The sequence below is a fragment of the Stenotrophomonas sp. TEPEL genome (assembly GCF_004348785.1).
GTDB lineage: Bacteria > Pseudomonadota > Gammaproteobacteria > Xanthomonadales > Xanthomonadaceae > Stenotrophomonas > Stenotrophomonas indicatrix.
Map to the genome: position 1 here is coordinate 1,086,355 of NZ_QQXJ01000001.1, position 24,980 is coordinate 1,111,334.

General features: G+C 66.7%; 24 protein-coding genes. 16 read left to right on the forward strand and 8 right to left on the reverse strand.

The genetic code is table 11. The annotated features are described in order from the left end of the window. Positions 1-202 precede the first annotated feature (202 nt). Positions 203-427: a CstA-like transporter-associated (seleno)protein gene (locus TEP_RS04780; protein WP_025877091.1), complete on the reverse strand. Its 225-nt coding sequence runs from the start codon at positions 425-427 to the stop codon at positions 203-205. Further along, complete coding sequence (locus tag TEP_RS04785) at positions 427-2,508, reverse strand: carbon starvation CstA family protein (RefSeq protein ID WP_025877093.1); 2,082 nt, start codon at positions 2,506-2,508, stop codon at positions 427-429. Before TEP_RS04785 ends, TEP_RS04780 begins: the two co-directional genes overlap by 1 nt. Before the next feature lie 269 nt (positions 2,509-2,777). Here TEP_RS04785 and TEP_RS04795 point away from each other — a divergent pair, with 269 nt between their 5' ends. Continuing rightward, the gene (locus tag TEP_RS04795; RefSeq protein ID WP_132824463.1) at positions 2,778-3,629 is read left to right on the forward strand and encodes a pirin family protein; all 852 of its coding nucleotides are present in this window, start codon (positions 2,778-2,780) and stop codon (positions 3,627-3,629) included. A 194-nt stretch (positions 3,630-3,823) separates the two neighbouring features. Here the strand turns inward: TEP_RS04795 and TEP_RS04800 are convergent, their stop codons facing one another. From TEP_RS04800 to TEP_RS04815, 4 genes are all read right to left on the reverse strand, one after another. Next, positions 3,824-4,282, reverse strand: a complete 459-nt coding sequence (locus TEP_RS04800; protein WP_132824464.1) for a hypothetical protein — start codon at positions 4,280-4,282, stop codon at positions 3,824-3,826. A 196-nt stretch (positions 4,283-4,478) separates the two neighbouring features. Next, positions 4,479-5,198 (reverse strand): aquaporin Z, encoded by a 720-nt coding sequence (gene aqpZ, locus TEP_RS04805; protein WP_132824465.1) that lies wholly within the window; start codon positions 5,196-5,198, stop codon positions 4,479-4,481. 121 nt (positions 5,199-5,319) lie between these two features. After that, positions 5,320-6,183, reverse strand: coding sequence for a pirin family protein (locus tag TEP_RS04810; protein WP_132826451.1), 864 nt, complete (start codon positions 6,181-6,183; stop codon positions 5,320-5,322). Between the two features lie 411 nt (positions 6,184-6,594). Beyond that, positions 6,595-8,658 (reverse strand): 3-hydroxyacyl-CoA dehydrogenase NAD-binding domain-containing protein, encoded by a 2,064-nt coding sequence (locus tag TEP_RS04815; protein WP_132824466.1) that lies wholly within the window; start codon positions 8,656-8,658, stop codon positions 6,595-6,597. A gap of 235 nt (positions 8,659-8,893) precedes the next feature. Between TEP_RS04815 and rpoE the strand changes: the two genes are divergently transcribed. The 9 genes from rpoE to recO all read left to right on the forward strand — a co-directional run bounded on the left by rpoE (position 8,894) and on the right by recO (position 17,550). After that, positions 8,894-9,514: an RNA polymerase sigma factor RpoE gene (gene rpoE / locus TEP_RS04820; protein ID WP_032977088.1), complete on the forward strand. Its 621-nt coding sequence runs from the start codon at positions 8,894-8,896 to the stop codon at positions 9,512-9,514. After that, complete coding sequence (locus tag TEP_RS04825) at positions 9,511-10,386, forward strand: sigma-E factor negative regulatory protein (protein WP_132824467.1); 876 nt, start codon at positions 9,511-9,513, stop codon at positions 10,384-10,386. Before rpoE ends, TEP_RS04825 begins: the two co-directional genes overlap by 4 nt. Before the next feature lie 76 nt (positions 10,387-10,462). Further along, complete coding sequence (locus tag TEP_RS04830; RefSeq protein ID WP_132824468.1) at positions 10,463-12,004, forward strand: DegQ family serine endoprotease; 1,542 nt, start codon at positions 10,463-10,465, stop codon at positions 12,002-12,004. Positions 12,005-12,188: 184 nt separating this feature from the next. Next, positions 12,189-13,982 carry a translation elongation factor 4 gene (gene lepA, locus TEP_RS04835; protein ID WP_049465871.1) on the forward strand — a complete coding sequence of 598 codons (1,794 nt, stop codon included), beginning with the start codon at positions 12,189-12,191 and terminating at the stop codon, positions 13,980-13,982. Between the two features lie 54 nt (positions 13,983-14,036). Further along, positions 14,037-14,831, forward strand: coding sequence for a signal peptidase I (lepB, locus tag TEP_RS04840; protein WP_025877111.1), 795 nt, complete (start codon positions 14,037-14,039; stop codon positions 14,829-14,831). A gap of 34 nt (positions 14,832-14,865) precedes the next feature. After that, positions 14,866-15,249: a DUF4845 domain-containing protein gene (locus TEP_RS04845; RefSeq protein ID WP_132824469.1), complete on the forward strand. Its 384-nt coding sequence runs from the start codon at positions 14,866-14,868 to the stop codon at positions 15,247-15,249. Beyond that, positions 15,239-15,919 (forward strand): ribonuclease III, encoded by a 681-nt coding sequence (gene rnc, locus TEP_RS04850; protein WP_132824470.1) that lies wholly within the window; start codon positions 15,239-15,241, stop codon positions 15,917-15,919. The genes TEP_RS04845 and rnc overlap by 11 nt, the downstream gene beginning before the upstream one ends. Further along, complete coding sequence (gene era, locus TEP_RS04855) at positions 15,916-16,812, forward strand: GTPase Era (RefSeq protein ID WP_025877117.1); 897 nt, start codon at positions 15,916-15,918, stop codon at positions 16,810-16,812. The genes rnc and era overlap by 4 nt, the downstream gene beginning before the upstream one ends. 18 nt (positions 16,813-16,830) lie before the next feature. Further along, a complete protein-coding gene (gene recO / locus TEP_RS04860; RefSeq protein WP_132824471.1) occupies positions 16,831-17,550 on the forward strand; it encodes a DNA repair protein RecO in 720 nt (239 codons plus the stop codon). 623 nt (positions 17,551-18,173) lie between these two features. Here recO and TEP_RS04865 read toward each other — a convergent pair. After that, positions 18,174-18,896 carry a response regulator gene (locus TEP_RS04865; RefSeq protein WP_132824472.1) on the reverse strand — a complete coding sequence of 241 codons (723 nt, stop codon included), beginning with the start codon at positions 18,894-18,896 and terminating at the stop codon, positions 18,174-18,176. Between the two features lie 128 nt (positions 18,897-19,024). Here TEP_RS04865 and rlmD point away from each other — a divergent pair, with 128 nt between their 5' ends. Then, positions 19,025-20,359 carry a 23S rRNA (uracil(1939)-C(5))-methyltransferase RlmD gene (rlmD, locus tag TEP_RS04870; protein WP_132824473.1) on the forward strand — a complete coding sequence of 445 codons (1,335 nt, stop codon included), beginning with the start codon at positions 19,025-19,027 and terminating at the stop codon, positions 20,357-20,359. Between the two features lie 60 nt (positions 20,360-20,419). Here rlmD and TEP_RS04875 read toward each other — a convergent pair whose 3' ends face one another. Next, on the reverse strand, positions 20,420-21,040 hold the full coding sequence (locus TEP_RS04875; protein ID WP_132824474.1) for a hypothetical protein: 621 nt from the start codon (positions 21,038-21,040) through the stop codon (positions 20,420-20,422). Positions 21,041-21,133: 93 nt separating this feature from the next. Here TEP_RS04875 and TEP_RS04880 point away from each other — a divergent pair, with 93 nt between their 5' ends. From TEP_RS04880 to TEP_RS04900, 5 genes are all read left to right on the forward strand, one after another. After that, positions 21,134-21,619 carry a CYTH domain-containing protein gene (locus tag TEP_RS04880; RefSeq protein ID WP_088101523.1) on the forward strand — a complete coding sequence of 162 codons (486 nt, stop codon included), beginning with the start codon at positions 21,134-21,136 and terminating at the stop codon, positions 21,617-21,619. A gap of 48 nt (positions 21,620-21,667) precedes the next feature. After that, the gene (locus TEP_RS04885) at positions 21,668-22,375 is read left to right on the forward strand and encodes a DsbA family oxidoreductase (protein ID WP_132824475.1); all 708 of its coding nucleotides are present in this window, start codon (positions 21,668-21,670) and stop codon (positions 22,373-22,375) included. 162 nt (positions 22,376-22,537) lie between these two features. After that, complete coding sequence (nagZ, locus tag TEP_RS04890) at positions 22,538-23,545, forward strand: beta-N-acetylhexosaminidase (protein WP_132824476.1); 1,008 nt, start codon at positions 22,538-22,540, stop codon at positions 23,543-23,545. Further along, a complete protein-coding gene (locus TEP_RS04895; protein WP_025879180.1) occupies positions 23,545-24,099 on the forward strand; it encodes a hypoxanthine-guanine phosphoribosyltransferase in 555 nt (184 codons plus the stop codon). The genes nagZ and TEP_RS04895 overlap by 1 nt, the downstream gene beginning before the upstream one ends. Positions 24,100-24,180: 81 nt before the next feature. After that, positions 24,181-24,927, forward strand: a complete 747-nt coding sequence (locus TEP_RS04900) for an S-methyl-5'-thioinosine phosphorylase (protein WP_025879179.1) — start codon at positions 24,181-24,183, stop codon at positions 24,925-24,927. Positions 24,928-24,980 lie beyond the last annotated feature (53 nt).

Here is a 24,980-nt window from a genome sequence, read left to right on the forward strand (position 1 = left end):
GGCTTGCAGGACCGTTGGCGCCATGGATGGCGCCATCGAGCCCCCATGGACGGGTTTACGGCGTGTCCTGCAAGCCCACACCGCCCCGCCAAACCCACAGAACCCCAGAGCCGACGCTCCAGCAGTTGCGGTTGCAGTTGATGTTGCCGTTGCCGTTGCCTCCGCGGGCGCCGGGCTGCAAGCCCGGCACCCACCGGGAACCTCAACAGCAGCGACCACCGTTGCGCCCGCCATACCGCGCTTCCTGCCGCTCGCGGAAGAACGTCTTGTAGTCCATCGGCTCGCGGTCCGGATGCTTCTCCCGCACATGCCGCACATAGTTGTCGTAGTCGGGAATGCCGCAGCACAGCCGTGCCGTCTGCACCAGGCGTCGCCAGATCCGGCGATGCGCCTGGTACTGCCCCACCGGAACCAGTTGTGTACTCATTACAGGTCCACCATTTCATGCGGCTTCAGCGCCACGTACGGGGTCTCGCGGTCGCTGCGCTGCGGATTGCGGCGCGCCGCCACGATCGTCTTGATCGAATACACCAGCACCGACGCCACCACCAGCAGGAACAGCGCGGTCAGGCCGGTATTGACGTAGGCATTGACCACGATCTGCTGCATCTGCGCGACCGACTTGGCCGGTGCGGTGATCGTACCGCTGGCCAACGCGTCCTGGAACTTGTGTGCCTGTGCCAGGAAGCCCTGCGCCGGATTGCTGTCGAAGATCTTGATGAAACCGGCATAGGTGGTGCAGATCAGCAGCCACACCGCAGGTACCGCGGTGACCCACGCGTAGCGGTCACGCTTCATCTTGAACAGCACCACCGTGCCCAGCATCAGCGCGATGCCCGCCAGCATCTGGTTGGAGATGCCGAACAACGGCCACAACGTCTGGATGCCGCCGAACGGATCGACCACGCCGGTGTACAGCAGGTAGCCCCACAGCGCCACGCAGCCGGCAGTGCCGATGATGTTGGCAGTCCACGACTCGGTCTTCTTCAGCGCCGGCACGAAATTGCCGAGCAGGTCCTGCAGCATGAAACGACCGGCACGTGTGCCCGCATCCACCGCGGTGAGGATGAACAGCGCTTCGAACAGGATGGCGAAGTGGTACCAGAACGCCATCATCGCGTCGCTGCTGCTGGGGATCGCCTCGTGCAGGATCTGCGCGATGCCCACCGCCAGGGTGGGTGCACCACCGGCACGATGCAGGATCGTCGGCTCACCGATCGCTGCCGCCGTGGCCGTCAGCTGTTCGGGGGTGATGGTGAAGCCCCAGGTATTGGTGATGTAGTGCGCCGCCGACGCTGCATCGGCACCGATCACCGCTGCCGGGCTGTTCATCGCGAAGTAGATGCCCGGATCGATGATCGAGGCCGCCACCAGCGCCATCACGGCCACGAACGATTCCATCAGCATGCCGCCGTAGCCGATGTAGCGCATGTGCGCTTCATTGGCCAGCAGCTTCGGTGTGGTACCCGAAGAGATCAATGCATGGAAACCCGACACTGCACCGCAGGCGATGGTGATGAACAGGAATGGGAACATGCCGCCCTTCCACACCGGGCCGTCGCCGCTGGCCGCGAACTGGGTCAGCGCCGGCATCTTCAGTTCCGGCATCACCACCAGGATGCCGATGGCCAGGGCGATGATCGTGCCGATCTTCAGGAAGGTAGACAGGTAGTCGCGCGGTGCCAGCAGCAGCCAGACCGGCAGCACCGAGGCGACGAAACCGTAGCCGATCAGCATCCAGGTGATCTGGGTGCCGGTGAAGGTGAACGCCGGGCCCCAGGTCGGGTCTGCCGCCACCTTGCCACCGAACCAGATCGCGGCGAGCAGCAGCACCAGGCCCACCACCGAGATCTCACCGATCTTGCCCGGCCGTATGTAGCGCATGTAGACGCCCATCAGGATCGCGATGGGCATCGTCGCGATCACCGTGAACATGCCCCACGGGCTTTCCGCCAGTGCCTTGACCACCACCATCGCCAGCACGGCCAGGATGATGATCATGATCAGGAAGGCACCGAACAACGCGATGGTGCCGGGCACCTGGCCCATCTCCTCGCGCACCAGGTCACCCAGTGAGCGGCCGTTGCGGCGGCTGGACAGGAACAGGACCATGAAGTCCTGCACCGCACCGGCCAGCACCACGCCGACCACCAGCCACAGCAGGCCGGGCAGGTAGCCCATCTGCGCGGCCAGCACCGGGCCGACCAGCGGGCCGGCACCGGCAATGGCGGCGAAGTGGTGGCCGAACAGCACGTGCTTGTTGGTCGGTACGTAGTCCAGGCCATCGTTGTTGATCACCGCCGGGGTGGCCCGGGTCGGATCGAGCTGCATCACCTTGTCGGCGATGAACAGGCTGTAGAAGCGGTAGGCGACCAGGTACAGCGATACCGCCGCGACCACGATCCACAACGCGTTGATGTGCTCACCGCGCCGCAGCGCCACCGTGCCCAGGCAGAACGCGCCGAGCAGGGCGAGGGCCGCCCAGCCTATTTTGGAAAAACCTTTCATGAGGTGCTCTCTCCCGGAAAGACAGGCAAAGAGTCCCGCGTGCCCCTGGCAGGGTCAATGTGCACGGGACCATTGTGCAGTAGTACTTTGGTCGTACATGGGTGTGGCAGGTGGCGATGTTCCCTCGCAGCCGACAACGCAGACGATGCCGGCGTGCGGACATGACGCGCGGCGAACACCAGGGATGGAACAATCGGTTGCGACGGCATCCATTGGCGTTGCGCACTGCAGCGTCCATTTTTACCGGCATCCACCCAACAGGAGTCACCATGAGCCTTCCCGAGCCGGTCCGCGTCCTGCGCACCATCCGTGGCATGCCCACCTCCGACGGTGCCGGTGTTCGCCTGACCCGGGTCATCGGCGGCCCGTCGCTGCCCGACCTCGATCCGTTCCTGCTGCTCGATGAATTCGGCACCGATCGCGCCGAGGACTACATCGCCGGTTTTCCCGAGCATCCGCATCGTGGTTTCGAGACCGTCACCTACATGCTCGATGGCCGCATGCGGCATCGCGACAATCACGGCAACGAGGGCCTGCTGACCCCGGGCAGCGTGCAGTGGATGACGGCTGGCCGTGGCCTGGTGCATTCGGAGATGCCCGAGCAGGAAAGCGGGCAGATGCGCGGCTTCCAGCTGTGGGTGAACCTGCCGGCGCGCGACAAGATGACCGCGCCGAAGTACCAGGAATTCGCTCCCGGGAAGATCCCGGTGGTGCAGCCGGCCGAGGGCGTGCAGGTCAAGGTGATCGCCGGCACGGTCGAGGGCACGGCGGGGCCGATCGCCCAGCCGGCGACCGATCCGCTGTACCTGGATATCGAACTGGCCGCCGACCGCGCCTGGACCTATGTGCTGCCCGAAGGCCACAACGCGTTCGTCTACGTCTTCGAAGGCGGGTTGACGGTGGGCGAGCAGGATGCGGCGCGCGACGTGGCGCGGCAGGAACTGGCGGTGCTGGGCGGCGGCGAGCAGCTGCATCTGTCGGCAGGCAGCGGCGGTGCGCGGTTGATCCTGGTGGCGGGTCGTCCGCTGCGCGAGCCGGTGATGCGTCATGGCCCGTTCGTGATGAACACCCGCGAAGAGCTGATGCAGGCCTTCGTCGATTTCCAGGAAGGCAGGTTCTGAGGTCGCACCGCGAGCCATGCCCACAGCACATTGGTAGCGCCGGGCCGTGCCCACAGCACATCGGTAGCGCCGGGCCATGCCCGGCGGATCTCCAGAAGAGCCGGCACGGCCAAAAACCGCCGGGCATGGCCCGGCGCTACCGATGGATCGGGTGGAAGTGCGGGAATGCTGCCAGGCAGTCATCCCCGCAGCCCTCAGCGGCCGTCGGCCACGGCAGAGGGCGTCAGGTTCATGCCCTGCGCAAGCTGCTGCAGCGTGCCCAGTTCCTGAGGGCTGTCGGGATACAGCGCGATCTGCGCGTAGCGGCCCTTGTCCAGCTTGACCACGCTGATGCGGCGCTCGGCATAGCCCGGCGGTTGCTGGCCGCCAAGATCCGGCTGGTACCAGTACATCGATTCACCGGCAAAGCTGCCTTTTTCCTGGCGCAGCGAGCGGGTCAGCGGAATGCCCGGATCGCGCTGGCTGAGCATCAGGCTCAGTACTTCGCGCCCGTCACTGGTGGCCGCGCGGCAGACCAGGAAGCCGGACTGGGCCTGCTGCTGCCATTGCAGGCCGCTGCTGGCGGGCAACGAAGGACAGTCGATCGGGGCCTGCGCGCAGGCAGACGCCGCAACGAACAACAGGCTCGACAGAACAACAGGCGCGAACTTCATGCATCCCCCAAGGTGGCGTGTCGTTGGCACCGCCGGTGACACCGGCGGTCGAGGCATCCCATCCCCGGATGCCGTCCTGCCCGGCGAAAGCACGGGCGGATGACCAGACCTTAACGGAACGTGAGCGATCGCACAAATCGCGGTTACATCCGCAACCATTGCGGCCGGGGGCCGGCCGCAATGGCACGGTCATGGCTCAGCGGTCGTTGCCGATCCACTTGTAGATGATGCCGCCGATCGCACCGCCCAGCAGCGGGGCGATCCAGAACAGCCACAGCTGGCCGGTGGCGCCGCTGCCGGCGAAGAAGGCCACCGCCGTGGAGCGGGCCGGGTTCACCGACGTATTGGTCACCGGAATGCTGATCAGGTGGATCAGGGTCAGGGCCAGGCCGATGGCCAGCGGCGCGAAGCCCGCCGGGGCCTTGCCATGGGTCGCGCCCATGATCACGATCAGGAACACGGCCGTGAGCACCACTTCGCACAGGAATGCGGCCGCCACGCTGTAGCCGCCGGGCGACAGCGCACCATAACCGTTGCTGGCGAACGCACCGGCCTGGCTGCCATCAATGGCGAAGCCGCTGGCACCGGAGGCGATCTGCAGCAGGATGAAGCCGGCCAGCAGGCCGCCGGCCACCTGGGCGATGATGTAGGGCACCAGGTCCCGGGTCGGGAAGCGGCCACCGGCCCACAGGCCCACGCTGACCGCTGGATTGAAGTGCGCACCGGAGATATGGCCGAACGCGTAGGCGCCGGTTACCACGGTCAGGCCGAAGGCCAGGGCCACGCCGAGGAAACCGATACCCAGCGGATTGCCGTCGCCACCGAACTTGGCGGCCAGCACCGCACTGCCACAGCCACCCAGAACCAGCCAGAACGTGCCGAGGAACTCGGCGGACAAGCGTTTACCCATGCTCATGTGTTGCACTCCTTTGACGGTCTAAAGTGTGATTTATGTCACATTTCAGTGATCAGCGGGTGACTGTAGCGTCAACGCCGGGTGCAGGGATACACCTTCGGATGTGTGCAACACGCGATGCTCAATGCTGGGGCAGGGGAATGAATTCCTTGTCGTCGCCGGGAATGGTGCCGAAACGGCCGGCTTCCCAGTCGTGCTTGGCCTGCTCGATACGCTCCTTCGAACTGGACACGAAGTTCCACCACAGATGACGTGGGCCATCCAGCGGTTCGCCGCCGAACAGCATCGCCTTCACCGGCGTCTTCGCCCGCAGGCGGCCGCGCGCACCGGCTTCGGGAATCACCAGGTGCTGGGCGGGGATGTCCACACCATCCAGCTGCGCTTGGCCTTCGAGGATGTACAGCGCACGTTCGCGGTGACCATCATCGATGTCGATCTCCGCATCCGGGTCCAGGTCGATCGCCACGTTGAGCGTGTCGGCGAACACCTTGACCGGCGACTCCTCGCCATAGGCGCGTCCGGCAATGACGCGCAGCCAAGCGCCGTTGCGGCGCTGCTCGGGCAGGGTGGCGGCGGCATGGTGGTAGAAGGCCGGTTCGATTTCCTCATGCGACTTTGGCAACGCAACCCAGGTCTGCATGCCGTGGATCGGGTTGTCATGGTCGCGGTCCGGTTGCGGCGTGCGCTCGGAATGGGCGATGCCGCGGCCGGCGGTCATCCAGTTGACGTCACCGGGACGGATCACCTGGTCCGAGCCCAGCGTATCGCGGTGGCCGATGGCACCGGACCAGAGGTAGGTGACGGTGGCCAGGCCGATATGCGGGTGCGGGCGCACGTCGATGGCGGTACCGGGGTGCATGAGTGCCGGGCCCATCTGGTCGACGAACACGAACGAACCGATGCTGCGGGCCTGCAGGGTGGGCACGGCGCGGCGCACTTCGAGGCCGCCGATGTCGTGCACGCGCGGGGCGATGATGATGGTCATGCGGGCGTTCTCGCTGGCAGGGATCAAGGCGGTCAGCATCGCATGCGGTGGTGGCGGTGACATTCCCCGTCCGGGTAACAGGTTGTTCCAGCCAACGGCGCAGCCCCTCGTGGCTGTGGGTTGGTCGCTGAAGGCAGAAGCAGAAGCAAAAGCCGCGCTTGGCCGGGCGGGTGGGGGGCGCAGGGGACGCTGCAAGTACGTCCATGTAAGCTCGATCGCGGTGTGGGTGGGCAGGACCGTTGGCGCCATNNATGGCGCCATCGAGCCCCCATGGATGGGTTTACGGCGTGTCCTGCCAACCCACACCGCTCCGCCCAACAAACAGAAAAGCCAGAGCCGCTGTGGCTCTGGCTTTTGCTGTAGCTGTTGTTGTTGTTGCCTCTGCGGGTGCCGGGCCGCAGGCCCGGCCGATCAAACCACCGGTTCGCGCAGGACCGGGTTGTCCCAGCCCGGGCGCGGGGCGAAGCGGTCGCCGTGACGCTGCTGCAGCGCCTTCAGGCGCTCGACGATGGCATCGGCACCCACCGCACGGATGTGCTGGATCGGACCGCCGCGGAACGGTGCGAAGCCGGTACCGAAGATCACGCCCGCGTCCAGCAGGTCCGCGTCGGCCACCACGCCTTCGTGCAGGCACGCCACCGCCTCGTTCAACAACGGCAGGATCAGGCGATCTTCCAGGTCGGCAGGCGCTTGGTAGTCGCGCGCCACGTCCGGCTTCTTGGCCCGGCCGTTCTCCCAGGTGTAGATGCCCTGGCCATCCTTCTTGCCGCGCTTGTCCGGTTCCACCGTCTGCAGCGCCGCCGGAATCTGCAGGCCCAGGAACGGGGCCAGTTCCTTGCCTACGCCAGCGGCCACGTCCAGGCCCACGGTGTCGATCAGTTCGATCGGGCCCATCGGCATGCCGAACTTGACCGCCGCCTTGTCGATCACCGGGCCCGGAATGCCTTCAGCGTATGCGGTGGCCGCTTCCAGCATGTACGGGAACAGCACGCGGTTGACCAGGAAACCGGGCGTGCCGGCCACCGGCACCGGGAACTTGCCCAGCGCCTTGCAGAAGGCAGCCAGGCGACGCTCGGTTTCGGCCGCCATGCCGTCGTGATGGATGATCTCCACCAGCGGCATCTGGGCCACCGGGTTGAAGTAATGCAGGCCGGCGAACTGCGCCGGGCGCTGGATGTGATCGCGCAGCTCCACCAGCGGAATCGAGGAGGTGTTGGTGGTCAGCAACGCGTCGAGCTTCATCTTCGGTTCCAGCGTCTGGTACAGCGCACGCTTGGCTTCCGGGTTCTCGATGATCGCTTCGATGACCAGATCGGCCTGCGCCACGCCATTGCCTTCCAGGTCCGCACGCAGGCGCGCGGCAACGGCCGGGCGCTTGCTCTCGTCACGCACCTTCTTGGCGAACAATGTCTGCGCACGCTCCATGGCCGGGTCGATGAAGCGCTGCTCGCGGTCCTGCAGGGTCACTTCAAAACCCTTGTAGGCGGCCCACGCAGCAATGTCACCGCCCATCACGCCGGCACCGACCACGTGCACGTGGCGGATGCCGGAATCGCCACCGCCCAGGCCCTTCAGGCGTTCGGTGAGGAAGAAGATGCGGATCAGGTTGCGCGCGGTCGGCGTGCTGGCCAGCTTCACCACGGCGCGTCGTTCGGCATCCAGGCGTGCCTGCACCGGCTTGCCGCCGCTGCGCTGCCAGGTGCTGATCAACGCATACGGCGCCGGGTACTGGTCCTTCTTCGCCTTGCGTGCGACCTGCTTGACCATCTGCGGGGCCAGCAGCTGGCGTGCCGGCCAGGTATTGGTCGCCCAGGCCAGCGCACGCTGCTTGAACGGGCGGGTGGTGCCGGACAGTGCCAGCGCCACGGCGGTATCGAGCACGACGGCCGGTGCCACCACCTTGTCGACCAGCCCGATGCCGCGTGCGGCCGAGGCCGACAGCGTGCGTCCGGTCAGCATCATGTCCATTGCCGCCGGCGCGCCGACCAGCTGCGGCAGGCGCGCGCTGCCGCCCCAGCCCGGGAAGATGCCCAGCTGGGTTTCCGGCAGGCCGATGCGGGTGGAGCTGTCATTGGATGCAACGCGATAACGGCAGGCCAGGGCCAGCTCGGTACCGCCGCCCAGGCAATGGCCATGGATGGCGGCCACGGTCGGGCAGGGCAGTTCTGCCAGTTTCTGGTAGGTCGACTGGCCGCGGCGGATGGCGTCGTTGACGGTGCCGCGGCGATCGAACTCCTGGAACTCCTTCAGGTCGGCACCGGCGATGAAGCCTGCCTTCTTGAGGGACTGGATCACCACGCCCTTCGGTGGGTCCATGGCGATGCGCTCCAGCAGGTCGCCCAGCTCCAGCAGCACATCCTGCGACATTGCGTTGACACTGCTGTCCTGACGATCCAGGGAGAGGACCACCACGCCATCGTCGCGGATCTCGGGGTGCCAGTGGCTGAAGCGGAGACCATCGAAGCTTGAGAGCATGGACGTTCCATCCGGTTGTGTATGGAGAAGGGGGCTATGATCCAGAGGTTGTTTCCCCCGCGTCAAATCCCAATAGCAGGGGTATGGCGCCCCGGATCGCAGGCCTTGGATCGGAACGTTAACGGAACGGTGGTTAAAAGCTGGTGCGGCGCCAGGTGATCGGCGACTGAACTTTTCCCGGGATTGGCAGTCTCATTGCCCGACGTCGGTTGGGCTGACAGGAGTGCGGCCCCTCATGGCCGATGTTGATACACCTCAGGAGCTGGATCTGGAACTGGTCCGGCGCGTGCAGCACGGCGAGAGTGCCGCCTTCGATGTCCTGGTGCGCAAGTACCAGCATCGGGTCGTGGCCCTGGTCGGTCGCTACATCGCCGACTGGAGTGAATGTCAGGACGTGGCCCAGGACACTTTCATACGTGCGTACCGTGCGATTGGAAGCTTCCGTGGCGACGCCCAGTTCTCAACCTGGTTGCATCGGATCGCTGTGAACACCGCCAAAAACCATCTGGCTTCGCACAACCGCCGCCCGCCGACCGATGACATCGACATCGGCGACGCCGAGCAGTTCGACACCGGCACGCGCCTGCGCGACACCGATACGCCCGAGCGCGAGTTGATGCGCCAGGAACTGGAACAGACGGTGATGAAGGCCGTCAACGCGCTGCCGGAAGAACTCCGGTCGGCGATCACCCTGCGCGAGGTGGAAGGCCTGAGCTACGAGGAAATCGCGCAGAAGATGGGGTGCCCGATCGGCACCGTGCGTTCACGGATCTTCCGGGCGCGCGAGGCGATCGACACCGAACTCCGGCCGCTGCTGGACATCGGCAGTGCCACCCGCGAGAAGAGCCGTATATGACCCGCATTCCGAACAACGAATCGCACAACCACCAGTCTCCCGCCGGGCAACGCCTGGACGAACGCCATCGCCAGCAGCTGTCGGCGCTGGTCGACGGCGAGCTGGGGGCAGACGAGGCGCGCTTCCTGGTGCGCCGCATGGAACATGATCCGGAACTGGCTGGCTGCCAGGAACGCTGGCAGCTGCTGGGTGATGTCATGCGCGGCCAGGCGTCGCTGCTGGCACCGGCCGGTTTCAGCGCCGCCGTGGCTGCCGCCATCGCCGCCGAGCCCGCACCGCTGGCCGAGCCCAAGCGTCAGGCCCGCCGTAGTGGTTGGCGTGCATGGGGCGGCGGTGCGCTGGCCGCTTCGGTTGCCGCCGTGGCGCTGTTCGTCGGCCGCGAAAAACTGCAGGAGGCGCCGCCGGTGGATGTCTCCACACCACAGGTGATCGCCAGCCAGGCGCAGTTGCCGCCGGCATCGGAGCAACCGGCTGCCGTCACCGAGGCGTCGGTGGACACTGCTGCGATGACCGTGGCCAGCGTGCCGGCGGTGGCCATGGCCGCTGCCAGCCGTCGTCAGGATGTGCGCCGCGCCAGCGCCACCCGCAGCCAGCAGGCCGCACGCGTGGCCCAGCGCGATGACGCACCGCTGCGCGCGGTTGCCAGCCAGGCGCCGCTGACCCCGACCATGCCCGCCGGTAGCGCGCGCACTCTGCCCTTTGGCGAGGTCGGCAACCTGCAGGCACGGCCGTGGCCGCGCTCCAGCCTGGCGCCCGCCGCCGGCGGCGCCCTCAATGCCAGTTTCCCGGCCCATGCCGGTGGCGCCGCGTTCTATCCATTCGAGCCACGCCTGCAGGACGACCTGCCGGCGTCGCAACGCCCGCGCGACTGAGCCGGGTACCGTTCCACGCCCCGCCGTCGGCGGGGCGCTTCTTTCCTTTTCCATCCGACCCGGAGGTTGCCGTCCGATGACTCCCCGACTCCGCACGCATGCCATTGGCCTGTTCGCCCTGACCCTGCCGCTGGTGGCCTGTGCCCAACCGGCGGCGCCTGCCGCCCAGCCGCAGGCCGCCGCCGCTGCTGCTGCGGCCCCACGCGCACCGGCGCAGCCGTTGGTCAGTGGGCTGCCTGACTTCACCAACCTGGTTGAGCAGGTCGGCCCCGGTGTGGTCAACGTCGACACCACCATCGTCCGCAGCACCCGCCAGGCGCGGGGCGGCATGGGCCCGGGTGATGACGAGATGCCCGAGTTCTTCCGCCGCTTCTTCGGCCCGGATTTCCCGATGCCCGGGCAGGGCCCTGGCGGGCAGGACGGCGGCCCCAGCATCAAGGGCCGCGGCATGGGCTCGGGCTTCATCATTTCGCCTGACGGCTACGTGCTGACCAATTACCACGTGGTCGCCGACGCCAGCGAAGTGAAGGTCAAGCTCGGCGATCGTCGCGAGTTCACCGCCAAGGTGATCGGCAGCGACCAGCAGTACGACGTCGCCCTGCTGAAGATCGACGGCAAGAACCTGCCGACCGTGCGCGTGGGGGATTCCAACAGCCTGAAGCCCGGTCAGTGGGTTGTCGCGATCGGCTCGCCGTTCGGCCTCGACCACTCGGTTACCGCTGGCGTGGTCAGCGCCCTCGGCCGCAACACCGGTGGACCGGACCAGCGCTATGTGCCGTTCATCCAGACCGACGTGGCGATCAACCAGGGCAACTCCGGCGGCCCGCTGCTGAACACCCGTGGTGAAGTGGTCGGCATCAACTCGCAGATCTTCTCCGCTTCGGGTGGCTACATGGGCATCAGCTTCGCGATCCCGATCGATCTGGCGATGAGCGCGGTCGAGCAGATCAAGAAGACCGGCAAGGTCACCCGTGGCCAGCTCGGCGCGGTGGTGCAGGAAATCGACGGCCTGAAGGCGCAGGCGATGGGCCTGCCCGACAGCCGGGGTGCGCTGGTCAACCAGATCGTGCCGGACAGCGCTGCGGCCAAGGCCGGGGTCAAGATCGGTGACGTGATCCGCACGGTGAACGGAGCGCCGGTCAACAGCTGGTCCGATCTGCCGCCGCTGATCGGTGCGATGGCACCGGGCAGCCGCGTCACCCTGGGCGTGATCCGCGATGGCAAGCCGCGTGACCTGAGCGCGACCCTGACCGCTCTGGCCGAGGACGCGCAGGGCAGTGCCCGCAGCCCGTCCGCCGGCAATGACACCGCGGCTCCGCAGACCGGCGCCAATGCCCTGCTGGGATTGGATGTTGCCGACCTGACTGCACCGCAGCGCAAGCAGCTGGGCCTGGAGGCGGGCGAAGGTGTCCGCATCACCGCCGTGAAGGGCGAGGGCGCCCGTGATGCCGGCCTGTCCGGTGGCATGGTGATCCTGCAGGTGGCCAGCACTCCGGTCGGCAGCGTTGAAGCCCTGAACCGTGCGCTGTCCGGCTACAAGAAGGGCGATGTGGTCATGCTGCTGGTCCGTACCGGCAGCGGCAACAGCGCCTTTGTCGCGGTCAAGGCCGGCCCGTAACAACCGATGGCCGCCTTCCCGGCGGCCCTCGTGGTGTCCCCGAAGCCCCGCCCTGGCGGGGCTTCGGCCATTCCGGGGCCGTGCCGGCAGGCCAACCACGCGGCGGCCCTCCGGGCATGCGATAATCGACCGTTACCCTGACGACGCCGCGCGCCGCCGCCACCTCTCTATGTCCTCTGATTCGATGCGGAACATCCGCAACTTCTCCATCATCGCCCACGTCGACCACGGCAAGTCCACGCTGGCCGACCGCATCATCCAGCTCTGCGGCGGCCTCCAGGCCCGCGAGATGGAAGCGCAGGTGCTCGACTCCAACCCGATCGAGCGTGAGCGTGGCATCACCATCAAGGCGCAGTCGGTGTCGCTGCCGTACGTGGCGAAGGACGGCCAGACTTACCACCTGAACTTCATCGACACCCCCGGCCACGTCGACTTCTCCTATGAAGTCAGCCGCTCGCTGGCCGCCTGCGAGGGCGCGCTGCTGGTGGTCGATGCGGCCCAGGGCGTGGAAGCGCAGTCCGTCGCCAACTGCTACACGGCCGTTGAGCAGGGGCTGGAAGTGGTGCCGGTGATCAACAAGATCGACCTGCCCACCGCCGATATCGAGCGCGCCAAGGCCGAGATCGAGGCCGTGATCGGCATCGATGCCAGCGACGCCGTGCCAGTCAGCGCCAAGACCGGCCTGAACGTGCAGGACGTGCTGGAAGCGATCGTGCATCGCATCCCGGCGCCGGTGCCGCGCGATACCGACAAGCTGCAGGCGCTGATCATCGACTCGTGGTTCGACAACTACCTGGGCGTGGTCTCGCTGGTGCGCGTGATGCAGGGCGAGATCAAGGCCGGTGACAAGCTGCAGGTGATGTCCACCGGCCGCAACCACCAGGTCGACAACGTCGGCGTGTTCACCCCCAAGCGCAAGGTGCTGCCGGCACTGCGTGCGGGCGAAGTGGGCTGGGTCACCGCCAGCATCAAGGACGTGCACGGCGCTCCCGTGGGCGACACCCTGACCCTGGCCGGCGACCCGGCACCGAAGCCGTTGCCCGGCTTCCAGGAAATGCAGCCGCGCGTGTTCGCCGGCCTGTTCCCGGTCGATGCCGAGGACTACCCGGACCTGCGCGAAGCGCTGGACAAGCTGCGCCTGAACGATGCCGCGCTGCGCTTCGAGCCGGAAAGCTCCGAAGCGATGGGCTTTGGTTTCCGCTGTGGCTTCCTCGGCATGCTGCACATGGAAATCGTGCAGGAGCGCCTGGAGCGCGAATACAACCTGGACCTGATCAGCACCGCGCCGACGGTGGTGTATGAAGTCCTGAAGACCGATGGCACGATCATCAACATGGACAACCCGGCCAAGCTGCCGCCGGTGAACCATGTGCAGGAGATCCGCGAGCCGATCATCCGCGCCAACGTGCTCACCCCCGAGGAGTACATCGGCAACATCATCAAGCTGTGCGAAGAAAAGCGCGGCAGCCAGATCGGCATCAACTACCTGGGCAGCCAGGTGCAGATCAGCTACGAGCTGCCGATGGCCGAAGTGGTGCTGGACTTCTTCGACAAGCTGAAGTCGGTCAGCCGTGGCTATGCCTCGCTGGACTACCACTTCGTTCGCTTTGATGCCGGTCCGTTCGTGCGCGTGGACGTGCTGATCAACGGCGACAAGGTCGATGCGCTGTCGCTGATCGTGCATCGCAGCCATGCCGATCGTCGCGGTCGCGAGCTGTGCGAAAAGATGAAGGACCTGATCCCGCGCCAGCAGTTCGACGTGGCCATCCAGGCCGCCGTCGGCTCGCAGATCATCTCGCGCACCACGGTCAAGGCCATGCGCAAGAACGTTCTGGCCAAGTGCTATGGTGGCGACGTTTCGCGCAAGAAGAAGCTTCTGGAAAAGCAGAAGGAAGGCAAGAAGCGCATGAAGCAGGTCGGCCGCGTGGAAATTCCGCAGGAAGCGTTCCTGGCCGTGCTGCAGATGGACAACAAATAAGCCCCGAAACCGGCCTTCGGGCCGATCGTCCGGTGACGTTGCAAAGGACCCTGAATGAAACTGTTTGAGATCCTCCTGGTCGTGCTGACCCTGGCCTCCGGCCTGATCCTGCTGGCCGACAAGCTGTACCTGGCCAAGCGTCGCGCCCAGCGCGCCGGCCTGCTCGACACCGAGCCGGTGCTGGTGGACTACTCGCGAGCGTTCTTCCCGGTGCTGGCGATCGTGCTGATCGTGCGCAGCTTCATCGCCGAACCGTACAAGATCCCGTCCAGCTCGATGATGCCGAACCTGCTGATCGGCGATTTCATCCTGGTCAACAAGTTTTCCTATGGCCTGCGCCTGCCGATCACCAACACCCGCTTCGTGCCGGTCGGCGATCCGGCACGTGGTGACGTGGTGGTGTTCCACTTCCCCGGCCATGGCGACAATGACCCGGCCAAGGGCGAGAACTTCATCAAGCGCGTGATCGGCGTGCCGGGCGACACTGTCGTGTTTGAAGGCGACGGGGTGATCCTCAACGGCGAACCGCTGAAGTACGACAACAAGGGCATCTACGCCGGTCACAAGGGCCAGGGCGAGGGCGCCAACCTGCTGGTCGAGCACCTGCCGGGCCGTACCCACACCGTGCTGGAGACCGATTATCCGCGTGGCCAGGGCCAGTGGACCGTGCCGGCTGGCAAATACCTGGTGATGGGCGACAATCGCGACAACAGCGACGACGGCCGTTTCTGGGGCCTGCTGCCGGAAGAGAACCTGCGCGGCAAGGCATTCCTGATCTGGCTGAACTGCCAGGGCTGGTTCTGCAAGGACGGCTTCGAACCGTCGCGGATCGGCTCGAGCATCAACTGATTTCACATCCACTCGCGTATCTGGGGAGAACGCAATGAAGACGATGAACACGCAGCGCGGCATGACCCTGACCTCGTTCCTGGTAGTCCTGATCGTGGTCGGCTTCTTCCTCTACATCGGCATGAAGCTGTTCCCGATGTACCAGGAGTATTACGCGGTGCGCTCGGCAATGAAGAGCCTGGCCAAGGAACCGGGCATCGGCAGCATGGCGCCGGCCAACATCCAGGATCTGTTCTTCAAGCGGCTGTACATCAACTACTCGGACAACGTGAAGCCGGCCAACGTCAAGTTTGATCGCCGCGACAACGGCTGGACCCTCAAGGTCAACTACGAAGTGCGCCGCCCGCTGGTCGGCAACCTGGATGTGGTTGGCAAATTCGATTCTTCCCAGGACCTGACCCGTAGCGGTGCCGAATAAATCTTTCCAACGTGAAGACCTGATCGGTCACGCCTTCCGCGATCCAGACCTGCTCAAGCAGGCGCTGACCCATCGCAGTGCCGGCGCGCCGCATAACGAGCGGCTGGAGTTCCTTGGCGACAGCATCGTCAACATGATGGTCGCCGAGGCGTTGTACCTGCGCTGGCCCAAGGCGGACGAAGGCGCGATGACCCGCGCCCGCGCCGAGCTGGTGCGCGAGGGTGCGCTGGCGGTGATCGCGCGTGCCCTGCAGTTGGGTGACCGGCTGACGATGGGGCCTGGTGAAATGAAGTCCGGCGGCCATCGCCGCGACTCGATCCTGGCCGATGCATTGGAGGCCGTGGTCGCGGCGATCTACCTGGATGCCGGCTTTGAAGCCTGCCGGGCGAAGGTCCTGCCGTGGTTTGCCGCCTCGATGGAGGCGCTGCCGGCCACCGGGCGGCCGGAGAAGGATCCCAAGACCCGCCTGCAGGAATGGCTGCAGGGCCGACAGAAGGCGTTGCCGCAGTACGAACTGGTGTCAGAATCCGGTGACGACCACGCCAAACACTTCCGGGTACGCTGCAACGTAGCCGACCCCGCCGCCAGCACCGAGGGCGAAGGCTCCTCGCGGCGGATTGCCGAACAACAAGCGGCTGCGGCCGTCCTTGAACAACTGGATTCCAAGTGAGCGAACAAACTCCCCATCATTGCGGCAGCGTGGCCGTCATCGGCCGCCCCAACGTGGGCAAATCGACCCTGACCAATGCCTTGGTCGGGGCCAAGGTCAGCATCGTGTCCAACCGGCCGCAGACCACCCGTCACCGCCTGCTGGGCATCGCCACCTACCCGGAAGGGCAGCTGGTGCTGGTCGACACGCCCGGCCTGCACAAGGTGCAGAAGCGGGCGATGAACCGGGTCATGAACCGCGCTGCCCGCGGCTCGCTGGAAGGCGTCGACGCCGGCCTGCTGGTGATCGAAGCCGGTCGCTGGGACGAAGAAGACAGTCTGGCCTTCAACGTGCTGCGCGACGCGGGTATCCCGGTGGTGCTGGTGGTCAACAAGATCGACCGCATGAAGGACAAGGGCGCACTGCTGCCGTTCCTGCAGGAAGTGACCGCCGGCCGTGATTTCTCGTCGGTGCATCCGATTTCGGCGCAGAAGCGCAACGGCCTGGAAGCCCTGGTCCGTGACGTGCTGGCGCTGTTGCCGGAAGCCCCGCCGATGTTCGGCGAGGACGAGATCACCGACCGCAGCCAGCGCTTCCTGGCCGGCGAACTGGTGCGTGAACAGCTGATGCGCCAGTTGGGCGAAGAGCTGCCGTACGCCACCACAGTGGAGATCGAGCGCTTCACCGAGGACGGCAACCTGCTGCGCATCGGTGCGGTGATCTGGGTCGAGCGCGAAGGCCAGAAGGCGATCGTGATCGGCAAGGGCGGCACCCGCCTGAAGGAGATCGGGGCCAAGTCCCGCCTGCAGATGGAGCGTTTGTTCGGGGCCAAGGTGTTCCTGGAAACCTGGGTGCGCGTGCGTGAGGGCTGGTCGGATGACGAGGCCGCGCTGAAGGCCTTCGGCTACGAATAAGCCGCGACGGTCGCTTCGATGCTGATCGAGGACGACACCGGCTTCGTGCTGCATGCGCGGGCCTATCGCGAGACCAGCCTGCTGGTCGAGGTATTGAGCGCCGAGCACGGCCGGATCGGCCTGCTCGCGCGTGGTGTTTCCACGGCCAAGGGCCAGGTGCTGCGAGCGGCCCTGCAGCCACTGCAGTGGATCCGCTTCAGCGCGCTGCAGCGTGGCGAACTGGCCCAGCTGCGCGGTGCTGAAGCGCTGGATGTGGCGCCGCGCCTGCTCGGCCAGACCATGCTGGCCGGGTTCTATCTCAGCGAGTTGACCCTGCGCCTGGCACCGCGCCAGGACCCGCTGCCGGAGTTGTATCTGGCCTTTGGTGAAGCGCGTGCGCGCCTGGCCGTGGGGGCCGGACTGGCCTGGACGCTGCGTCGTTTCGAACGTGAGCTGCTGGCGGCGCTGGGCGTGGGTTTCGATCTGGAGACCGCCAGCGATGGCCAACCGATCGACCCGGCCGCACGCTATGAACTGGACCCGCAGGAAGGACCGCAGCGCCTGCTCAGCGAGCGCGGCGGCGAGCGTCGCGCGGCGGCTACCGGTTCGGCACTGCTGGCCCTGGCAGCCGACGACGAACCGGAAGCCGCCGATCTGGCCAGCCTGCGCCTGCCGATGCGGCGGGTGCTGGCCCATCATCTGGGCGCGCGCGGGTTGAAGTCGTGGGAGATGCTGGAGCAGCTGACACCCCGGCGTTGAGGGGTGTTCGGCAGGGCTTGCAGCCCTGCACCTGCCGAATCAACGTCAACGTCAACGTCAACGTCAACGGCAAAAGCTGGCTATCCGTGGGTAGGCAGGGTGGGTCCGGTGGCAGGGGACGCCGTAAATACGTCCCTGTAGGCTCGGTCGCCGCATCCATGCGGCTCACGCCCCTGCCACCGGACCCACCCCGCCTTCGACAATTGTCCGCGAGTTGTCGGAGCGGCTTCCGGCTCTGGTAGGTGTCGACCTTGGTCGACACGTAGATCCACGCCATGCGTGGATGATCTTCGATCCAATATCGGAATATTCGATTTCGATGGAGATTCATCCACGCATGGCGTGGATCTACCAGGTCGCGGAAATCTGTCAGAGGCGGGGCGGTGTCGGAGTGCGGGGTGTCAGCCGCATGGATGCGGCTGCCAAGCTCCCATGGACGGNTTCACGGCGTCCCCGCACTCCGGGGTGTCAGCCGCATGGATGCGGCTGCCAAGCNNCCANGGACGGNTTCACGGCGTCCCCGCACTCCGACACCGCCCCGCCATCCCACGGGATGCCCGCTTTTGACGTTGAATTTGACGTCAGCTTCGGCGGGTGCAGGGCGCAGCCCTGCCGACCAATCCTCAGTGCAGCAGGGCGGCCACCGCCGCGCGGAACCCCGCCTGTGCCTGCCCCGATTCGGGCGTGTGATGCAGCTGCCGTACCGCACGTGCCAGTCGCGCTGCACCCACGAACCCGCAGCTGGCCTGCAACCGGTGCAGCTGGCTGCGCAGCTGGCGCTCGTCATTCTGGTCCACCGCCTGTTCGACCGCATCGCGCACGCCCGGCAGTTCGGCCAGGAACAGCTCGCGCAGGGCGATCAGGTGGTTGCGTTGGCCATTGAGCGCGGCCAAGGCGGCGGTTTCGTCCCAGTCCTCCAGGGCCAGCTCGACCGCCGCCGGCGGAACCGTGGAACCGGCGGGGCTGTTGACCAGCGCACGACGCACCGCCTTCAGCAGTTGGTCACGGCCCAGCGGCTTGACCAGGGTGTCGCTGAAACCGGCCTCGCGCAGGCGGGCGTGAATGGCAGCGTCGCCGTCGGCGGTATGCGCCAGCGCCGGGGTGTCCGGATGCGAGCGGCGCAGCTGGTGCAACAGCTGGGCACCGTTGCCATCCGGCAGGTTGACGTCGATCAGCCACAGATCGTGGGCACCGGGCTCGGCGCGCGCCAGGGCGCTGGCCAGTGAGTCGGCGGTGTCCACATCCGCTGGTAACGTTTCCAACGCCGCTTTGAAAAAACCACGGCTGATGATGTCGTCCTCGACAAGCAGGAAGCGGGGTCGACTGGCCCGCGGGGTCATCTGCATCAGGGCTGCCTCCATGTCAGCTGGGGTCAATCATCAAGCACGGCGGCGGCGGGCGCAAGCGGCCAGCGGCCCGGCCAGTCAGGATCTGCGACAATACGGCCCCACTTTTGCCCGCAGCCTGTTGCCACGTGGCCCGATCCCGCTCCCGCATCGACCGTACTCCCTTCCAGACCGAGATCCTCGACCTCAGCCATGATGGTCGCGGTGTTGCCCGCCGTGAAGGCGAGGGCGGCAAGGTCACCTTCATCAGTGGCGCCCTGCCGGGCGAAGTGGTGGTGGCCGAACAGACCGCCCGCAGCCGCCACTTCGATGAGGCGCGCACGGTGGAAGTGCTGCAGGCATCGCCGCAGCGGGTGACGCCCAAGTGCCCGCATTTCGGCACCTGCGCCGGCTGCGTGCTGCAGCACCTGGACGAAGACCAGCAGATCGTGGCCAAGCAGCGCGTGCTGATGGACAACCTGGAGCGCATCGGCCATGTGAAGCCGGGCACCGTGCTGCCGCCGCTGGTGGGTGACAGCTGGGGCTACCGCCGCAAGGGCCGGTTCTCGGTGCGCCGGGTCGAGAAAAAGGACAAGACCCTGGTCGGCTTCCGCGAGCAGGACCCGCGCTTCGTCGCGGACCTGCAGCAGTGCCTGACCGTGATCCCGGAAATCGGCACCAAGGTGGAGGTGCTGTCGACCTTCATCGAATCCCTGGATGGCAAGCGCGACATTCCGCAGATCGAATTCATCGCCGGTGACCAGGCCGTGGTGCTGACCGTGCGCCACCTGCAGCCGCTGAGCGATGGTGATCGCGCTGCCTGGGCGGCCTTCGGCCAGCAGCATGGTTTTGTCATCTACCTGCAGTCGGGCGGCGTGGATACCGTGCAGCCGCTGGACGGACAGGGCGTGGCGCTTTCGTTCCGGCTGGCGCCGTGGGATGTCGAACTGGCGTTCCGTCCGCTGGATTTCATCCAGGTCAATGCCAAGCTCAACGAGAAGATGATCGCCCACGCGCTGGACCTGCTTGAACCGGGTGCCGACGAGCGCGTGCTGGACCTGTTCTGTGGCCTGGGCAACTTCACCCTGCCGCTGGCGCGCAAGGTGCGCGAAGTGGTGGGCGTGGAAGGCGATGCCGGGCTGGTGGCGCGTGCGCGTGAGAACGCTGAGCGCAACGGGCTGGCCAACGCGCAGTTCTACAGCGCCGACCTCACCCAGGACCAGCGCAGCACGGCGTGGATGCGGCAGGGCTTTGACAAGCTGCTGCTGGATCCGCCGCGTTCGGGCGCCATCGAAGTGCTGCAGCAGCTGCCGTTGAAGCAGTTCAAGCGCATCGTCTATGTCAGCTGCCATCCGGGCTCGCTGGCCCGCGATGCCGGCTACCTGGTCAACGAACAGGGCTTCACCCTGGTCAGCGCCGGTGCGATGGACATGTTCCCGCATACCGCGCACGTGGAAAGCATCGCGGTGTTCGAAAAGCGCTGATGCCTGCAGCGCCGGGGGCTGCCCGGCGCCTGCCTTGCCGCTTGCAGGCAGGCAATGCGGTCAGTCGGCCGGGGCGTTCTGCCACTGGCCGTCCACGCGCACGAAGGCCATGGACTGCTCGCCGTGCTCGCTGCCGTCGCCTGCGCGCACGGTGCATTCGATGGCGGCCCTGTCGCTGCCGACCTCGCAGTTCCTCACTTCCTGAACCTGCAGGGTGCTGGCAGCCTGTTCGAAGCGTGCGCGCAGGGCAGGGTCGGCCTGCTGCTGCGCCTGCCCGGCGATCCGTTCGCGCAACAGCGCCTGCACCCTTTCCCGGGGCGGCGCCGGTACGGGCACATTGCGCTGGTCAGGCAGTGTCCACACGCCGTCCACCAAGGCCAGCCGCAGCAGCTGCGGTCGCGAGTTGATGCCTGCGCTGGCGGTGGCGATGCAATCGACGGCGTCGCCGGCCTCGGCGGGCGCACAGCTGTCCAGGGTCTGCAGACGGGGCCGGAAGGTCTCGGCAACCAGGCGGCTGCTGCCACTGGCGGGGCGATCGGCAACGGCCTGATCGAACATCCGGTCCATCGCAGCCTGTGCCTGCTGCAGCGAAGGTACGGCCGCCGATCCGGCGCTGGCAACGGCGCACGGCAGCAGCGCCGACAGGGCAAGACCGCGACGAAGGCGATGGGAAAGCGTCATGAGCGACCATTCCGTGGTTGGGGGCCGCGCAGTGTAGTCGTGCCCGTCGCCGCGCCGATAGGCAGCGTCTGGCGTGAGCCGCATACTGTGCCCATGGGCATCGAAATCGAACGCAAATTCCTCGTCACCCATGATGGGTGGCGCACCGCCGCGCACCGGGTCATCCCGATGGCGCAGGGCTACATCAACGATCTGGGCGCGCTCGACCGCGGCACCCAGAATGCCTCGGTGCGGGTCCGTATCGAAGGCGACAAGGCCGCGCTGAACCTGAAGTCGCGCACCCTGGGCCATACCCGGCAGGAATTCGACTACCCGATTCCGGTGCAGGATGCGCGCGACCTGCTGGCGCTGTGCGTCGGCGGCCTGATCGACAAGCGCCGGCATCTGGTCGAGTACGCCGGCCTGACCTGGGAAGTGGACGAGTTCCTCGGTGACAACGCCGGCCTGGTGGTCGCCGAGGTCGAGCTGGACAGCGCCGACCAGGCCATCGACCTGCCGGACTGGATCGGCGCCGAAGTGACCGACGACGCCCGCTACTACAACGTCGCTCTGGCCAGCCGCCCCTATTCACAGTGGTGAGCCCCACCGTCCCCTTTTTTCCAGGGTATCGGCCCCCATGTCGGGCGGATGAGAATCGACATCTACTCCGACGTGGTCTGTCCCTGGTGCTGGATCGGCAAGCATCGCTTCCAGCAGGGCGTGCAGTTGCTGGGCGCCGATGCGCCCGAACTCGAGATCCACTGGCAGCCGTTCCAGCTTGACCCGGATGCGGACGCCACCCCGGTGCCGCTGCGCGAGGCCTATGTACGCAAGTTCGGCGGTGCCGAGCGCACCGAGCAGATTCTGGGCCAGACCCAGACCACTGCGCGGGCCGAGGGCCTGCCGATGGACTTCAGCCAGGGCCAGGTGCGGGTAACCACGCTGCCGGCGCATCGCCTGCTGTGGCTGGCTGGCCAACACGGCGTGCAGGAGGCCGTCGGTGAGGCGCTGTTCCGCGCCCATTTCGAGCATGGACAGAATCTGGCCGACCCGGCGGTGCTGGTCGAGGCCGGCGCCGCCGGTGGCCTTGCCGCAGACGAGATCCAGCAGATGCTGGCCGGCGATCGTGGCCTGGCCGAAGTGGAAGCGGGCCTGGCTCAGGCCCACGCACTGGGTATCTCCTCGGTGCCCACCTTCGTCATCGAGGGCCGCTGGGCGGTTTCCGGGGCCCAGCCCCCGGAGGCCTTCGCCAACGCGCTGCGCCAGATCGCCGCCGAGCAGGCGGCGGGGCAGGGCGCGGAGGGTGCCCCGGACGGCGGCGACGACGCCTGCGGCGCGGACGGCTGCAAGGTCTGACCGACCCGCAAAAGGGGACGGAGGGGATCAAGTCGCATCCGGCACTGAGGGGTTGATTGCGCCTTGTTCCCCTCCGTCCCCCTTTTTGACCACTGCGCCTGTTGGCCGGTTCTGCGACAATGCGGCACTGCGCCATGCGGGCGCCCGTTGTGGAGATCGACCATGCTGCTGATCGGCGTTGCCGGTACTGAACTGACCGCCCAGGAACGCGAGTGGCTGCAGCACGATGCTGTGGCCGGGGTGGTGCTGTTCAAGCGCAACTTCGCTTCGCGGCAGCAGGTGACCGAACTGTCGGCGGCGATCCGCGCTGCCGCACCGCGTCCGCAGTTGATCTGCGTGGACCAGGAAGGCGGTCGCGTGCAGCGCTTCCGCGAGGGCTTCAGCGAACTGCCGCCGCTGCAGGACATCGGTGCCCAGTACGCCAGGGATCCCGACGCTGCGCTGGCATTGGCCGAGCAGCACGCCTGGCTGATGGCCAGTGAGGTCCGTGCCAGCGGCGTGGACCTGAGCTTCGCCCCGGTGGTCGACCTCGGCCGTGGCAATCGCGCCATCGGCAATCGTGCCTTCAGTGAAGATCCGCAGGTGGTGGCCGCGTTCACCGCTGCCTATGTGCGCGGCATGCATGCGGTCGGCATGGCCGCCACCCTCAAGCATTTCCCCGGCCATGGCACCGTGCTGGAAGACACCCACGTGGATACCGCGATCGATCCGCGTGGGCTGGATGAACTGCGCGCACAGGATCTGGTCCCGTTCACGGCCGGTATCGCCGCCGGCGCCGATGCGGTGATGATGGCGCACGTGATCTACCCGCAGGTCGCACCGAAACCCGCTGGTTACTCGCCGCGCTGGATCCAGCAGATCCTGCGTGGCGAGCTCGGCTTCCGCGGTGTGGTGTTCTCCGATGACATCGGCATGGCCGCCTCGCACAGCGCCGGTGGCGTGCCGGCACGCGTGCACGCACACCTGGATGCCGGCTGCGATGTGGTGCTGGTCTGCCACCCGGAGCTGGTCGATGAAGCCCTGCACGCGGTGCAGGGACGCTCCCTCAATACCGCTGCGCTGCTGGGCCTGCTCGGCCGCGGCGCGCTTGGCTGGGATGGCCTGCTGGCCGATGCCCGCCATGGCGACACCCAATCCCGTCTGCTGCAAACCCTTGGAAGAACCGTCTGATGCCGAACCTCACCATTTCCCAGGCCCTGGCCCAAGCCGACCTGCTGGTCGACCGCCCCACCATCGACAAGGCCATTGCCGGCATCGCCGACGCCATTGCGCGCGACTACCAGGGCGAGGTGCCGCTGTTCCTGTCGATCATGCACGGTGCGCTGCCGTTCGCCGGCCAGCTGGCACTGGAGCTGGGGGCCCGTGGCCAGGACGTGCAGTTCGATTACCTGCACGCCACCCGTTACCGCGGTGAGACCACCGGCGGCGACCTGGTGTGGAAGCACAAGCCGGCCACGGCGCTGTTCGGTCGCCGCGTGCTGCTGGTCGATGACATCCTCGACGAGGGTTACACCCTGCAGGGCGTGCGTACCTGGTGCCTGGAGCAGGGCGCGACCGACGTGCGCATTGCCGCGATGACCGTGAAGAAGCACGATCGCGCGCTGCCGGACGTCACCGCCGACTATGCCGGCATCGAGCTTCCGGATCGCTACGTGTTCGGTTTCGGCATGGACGTCAACGAAACCCTGCGCTGCGTGCCGGCCATCTACGCGATGAAGGAATAACAACGCGGCCGCCTGCGGCCTGCGTTTCCTGCCGCCGGCATCCTCGGGTGCCGGCGTTCTTTTTTCTCTGGAGTGCTTTCCATGCAACAGATCGCCCTGGCCGTGATTGGCGGTACCGGTGTCTACAACCTGGCCAAGCTTGACGACGTGCAGACCCACGAGGTCGACACCCGCTTCGGCAAGCCGTCCGGCCCGGTGCGGGTCGGGACATTGCTCGGTCATCGCGTGGCCTTCCTGGCGCGCCACGGTGAAGGCCATTCGCTGCCGCCGCACAAGATCAACTACCGGGCCAACCTGGCCGCGCTGCAGCAGATCGGCGCGCAGCGGGTGCTGGCGCTGAACACGGTCGGTGGCATCGGTGACGATTTCGGGCCGCGCGTGCTGGCCTGCCCGGATCAGGTAATCGATTACACCTGGGGCCGCATCAGCACGATCTGCGAAGAAGAGGGCACCGACGTGGTGCACGTCGACTTCGGCCATCCGTATACGCCGATGCTGCGCAGCAAGATCCTGGCGGCGGCGAAGGTGACCGGCGTGAAGGTCCACGATGGCGGCTGCTATGGCGCGACCCAGGGCCCGCGGCTGGAAACCATCGCCGAGATCGCGCGCATGCGCCGCGATGGCTGCGATCTGGTCGGCATGACCGGCATGCCCGAAGCGGCGCTGGCGCGTGAGCTGGGGCTGGATTACGCCTGCCTGGCGATCGTTGCCAACTGGGCCGCCGGGTGCGGTGATGGTGAGGAGATCACCATGGCCGAAGTGCTCGCCAATGTGCAGGCCGCCAGCAACGGACTTCCGGAACTGGTCGGCGAATTGGCGCGGGGGTGATTGTCTTCGCGTAACAAGCTTTGCATACTCAGCTTGTGCGCGGGTTCAGCGTA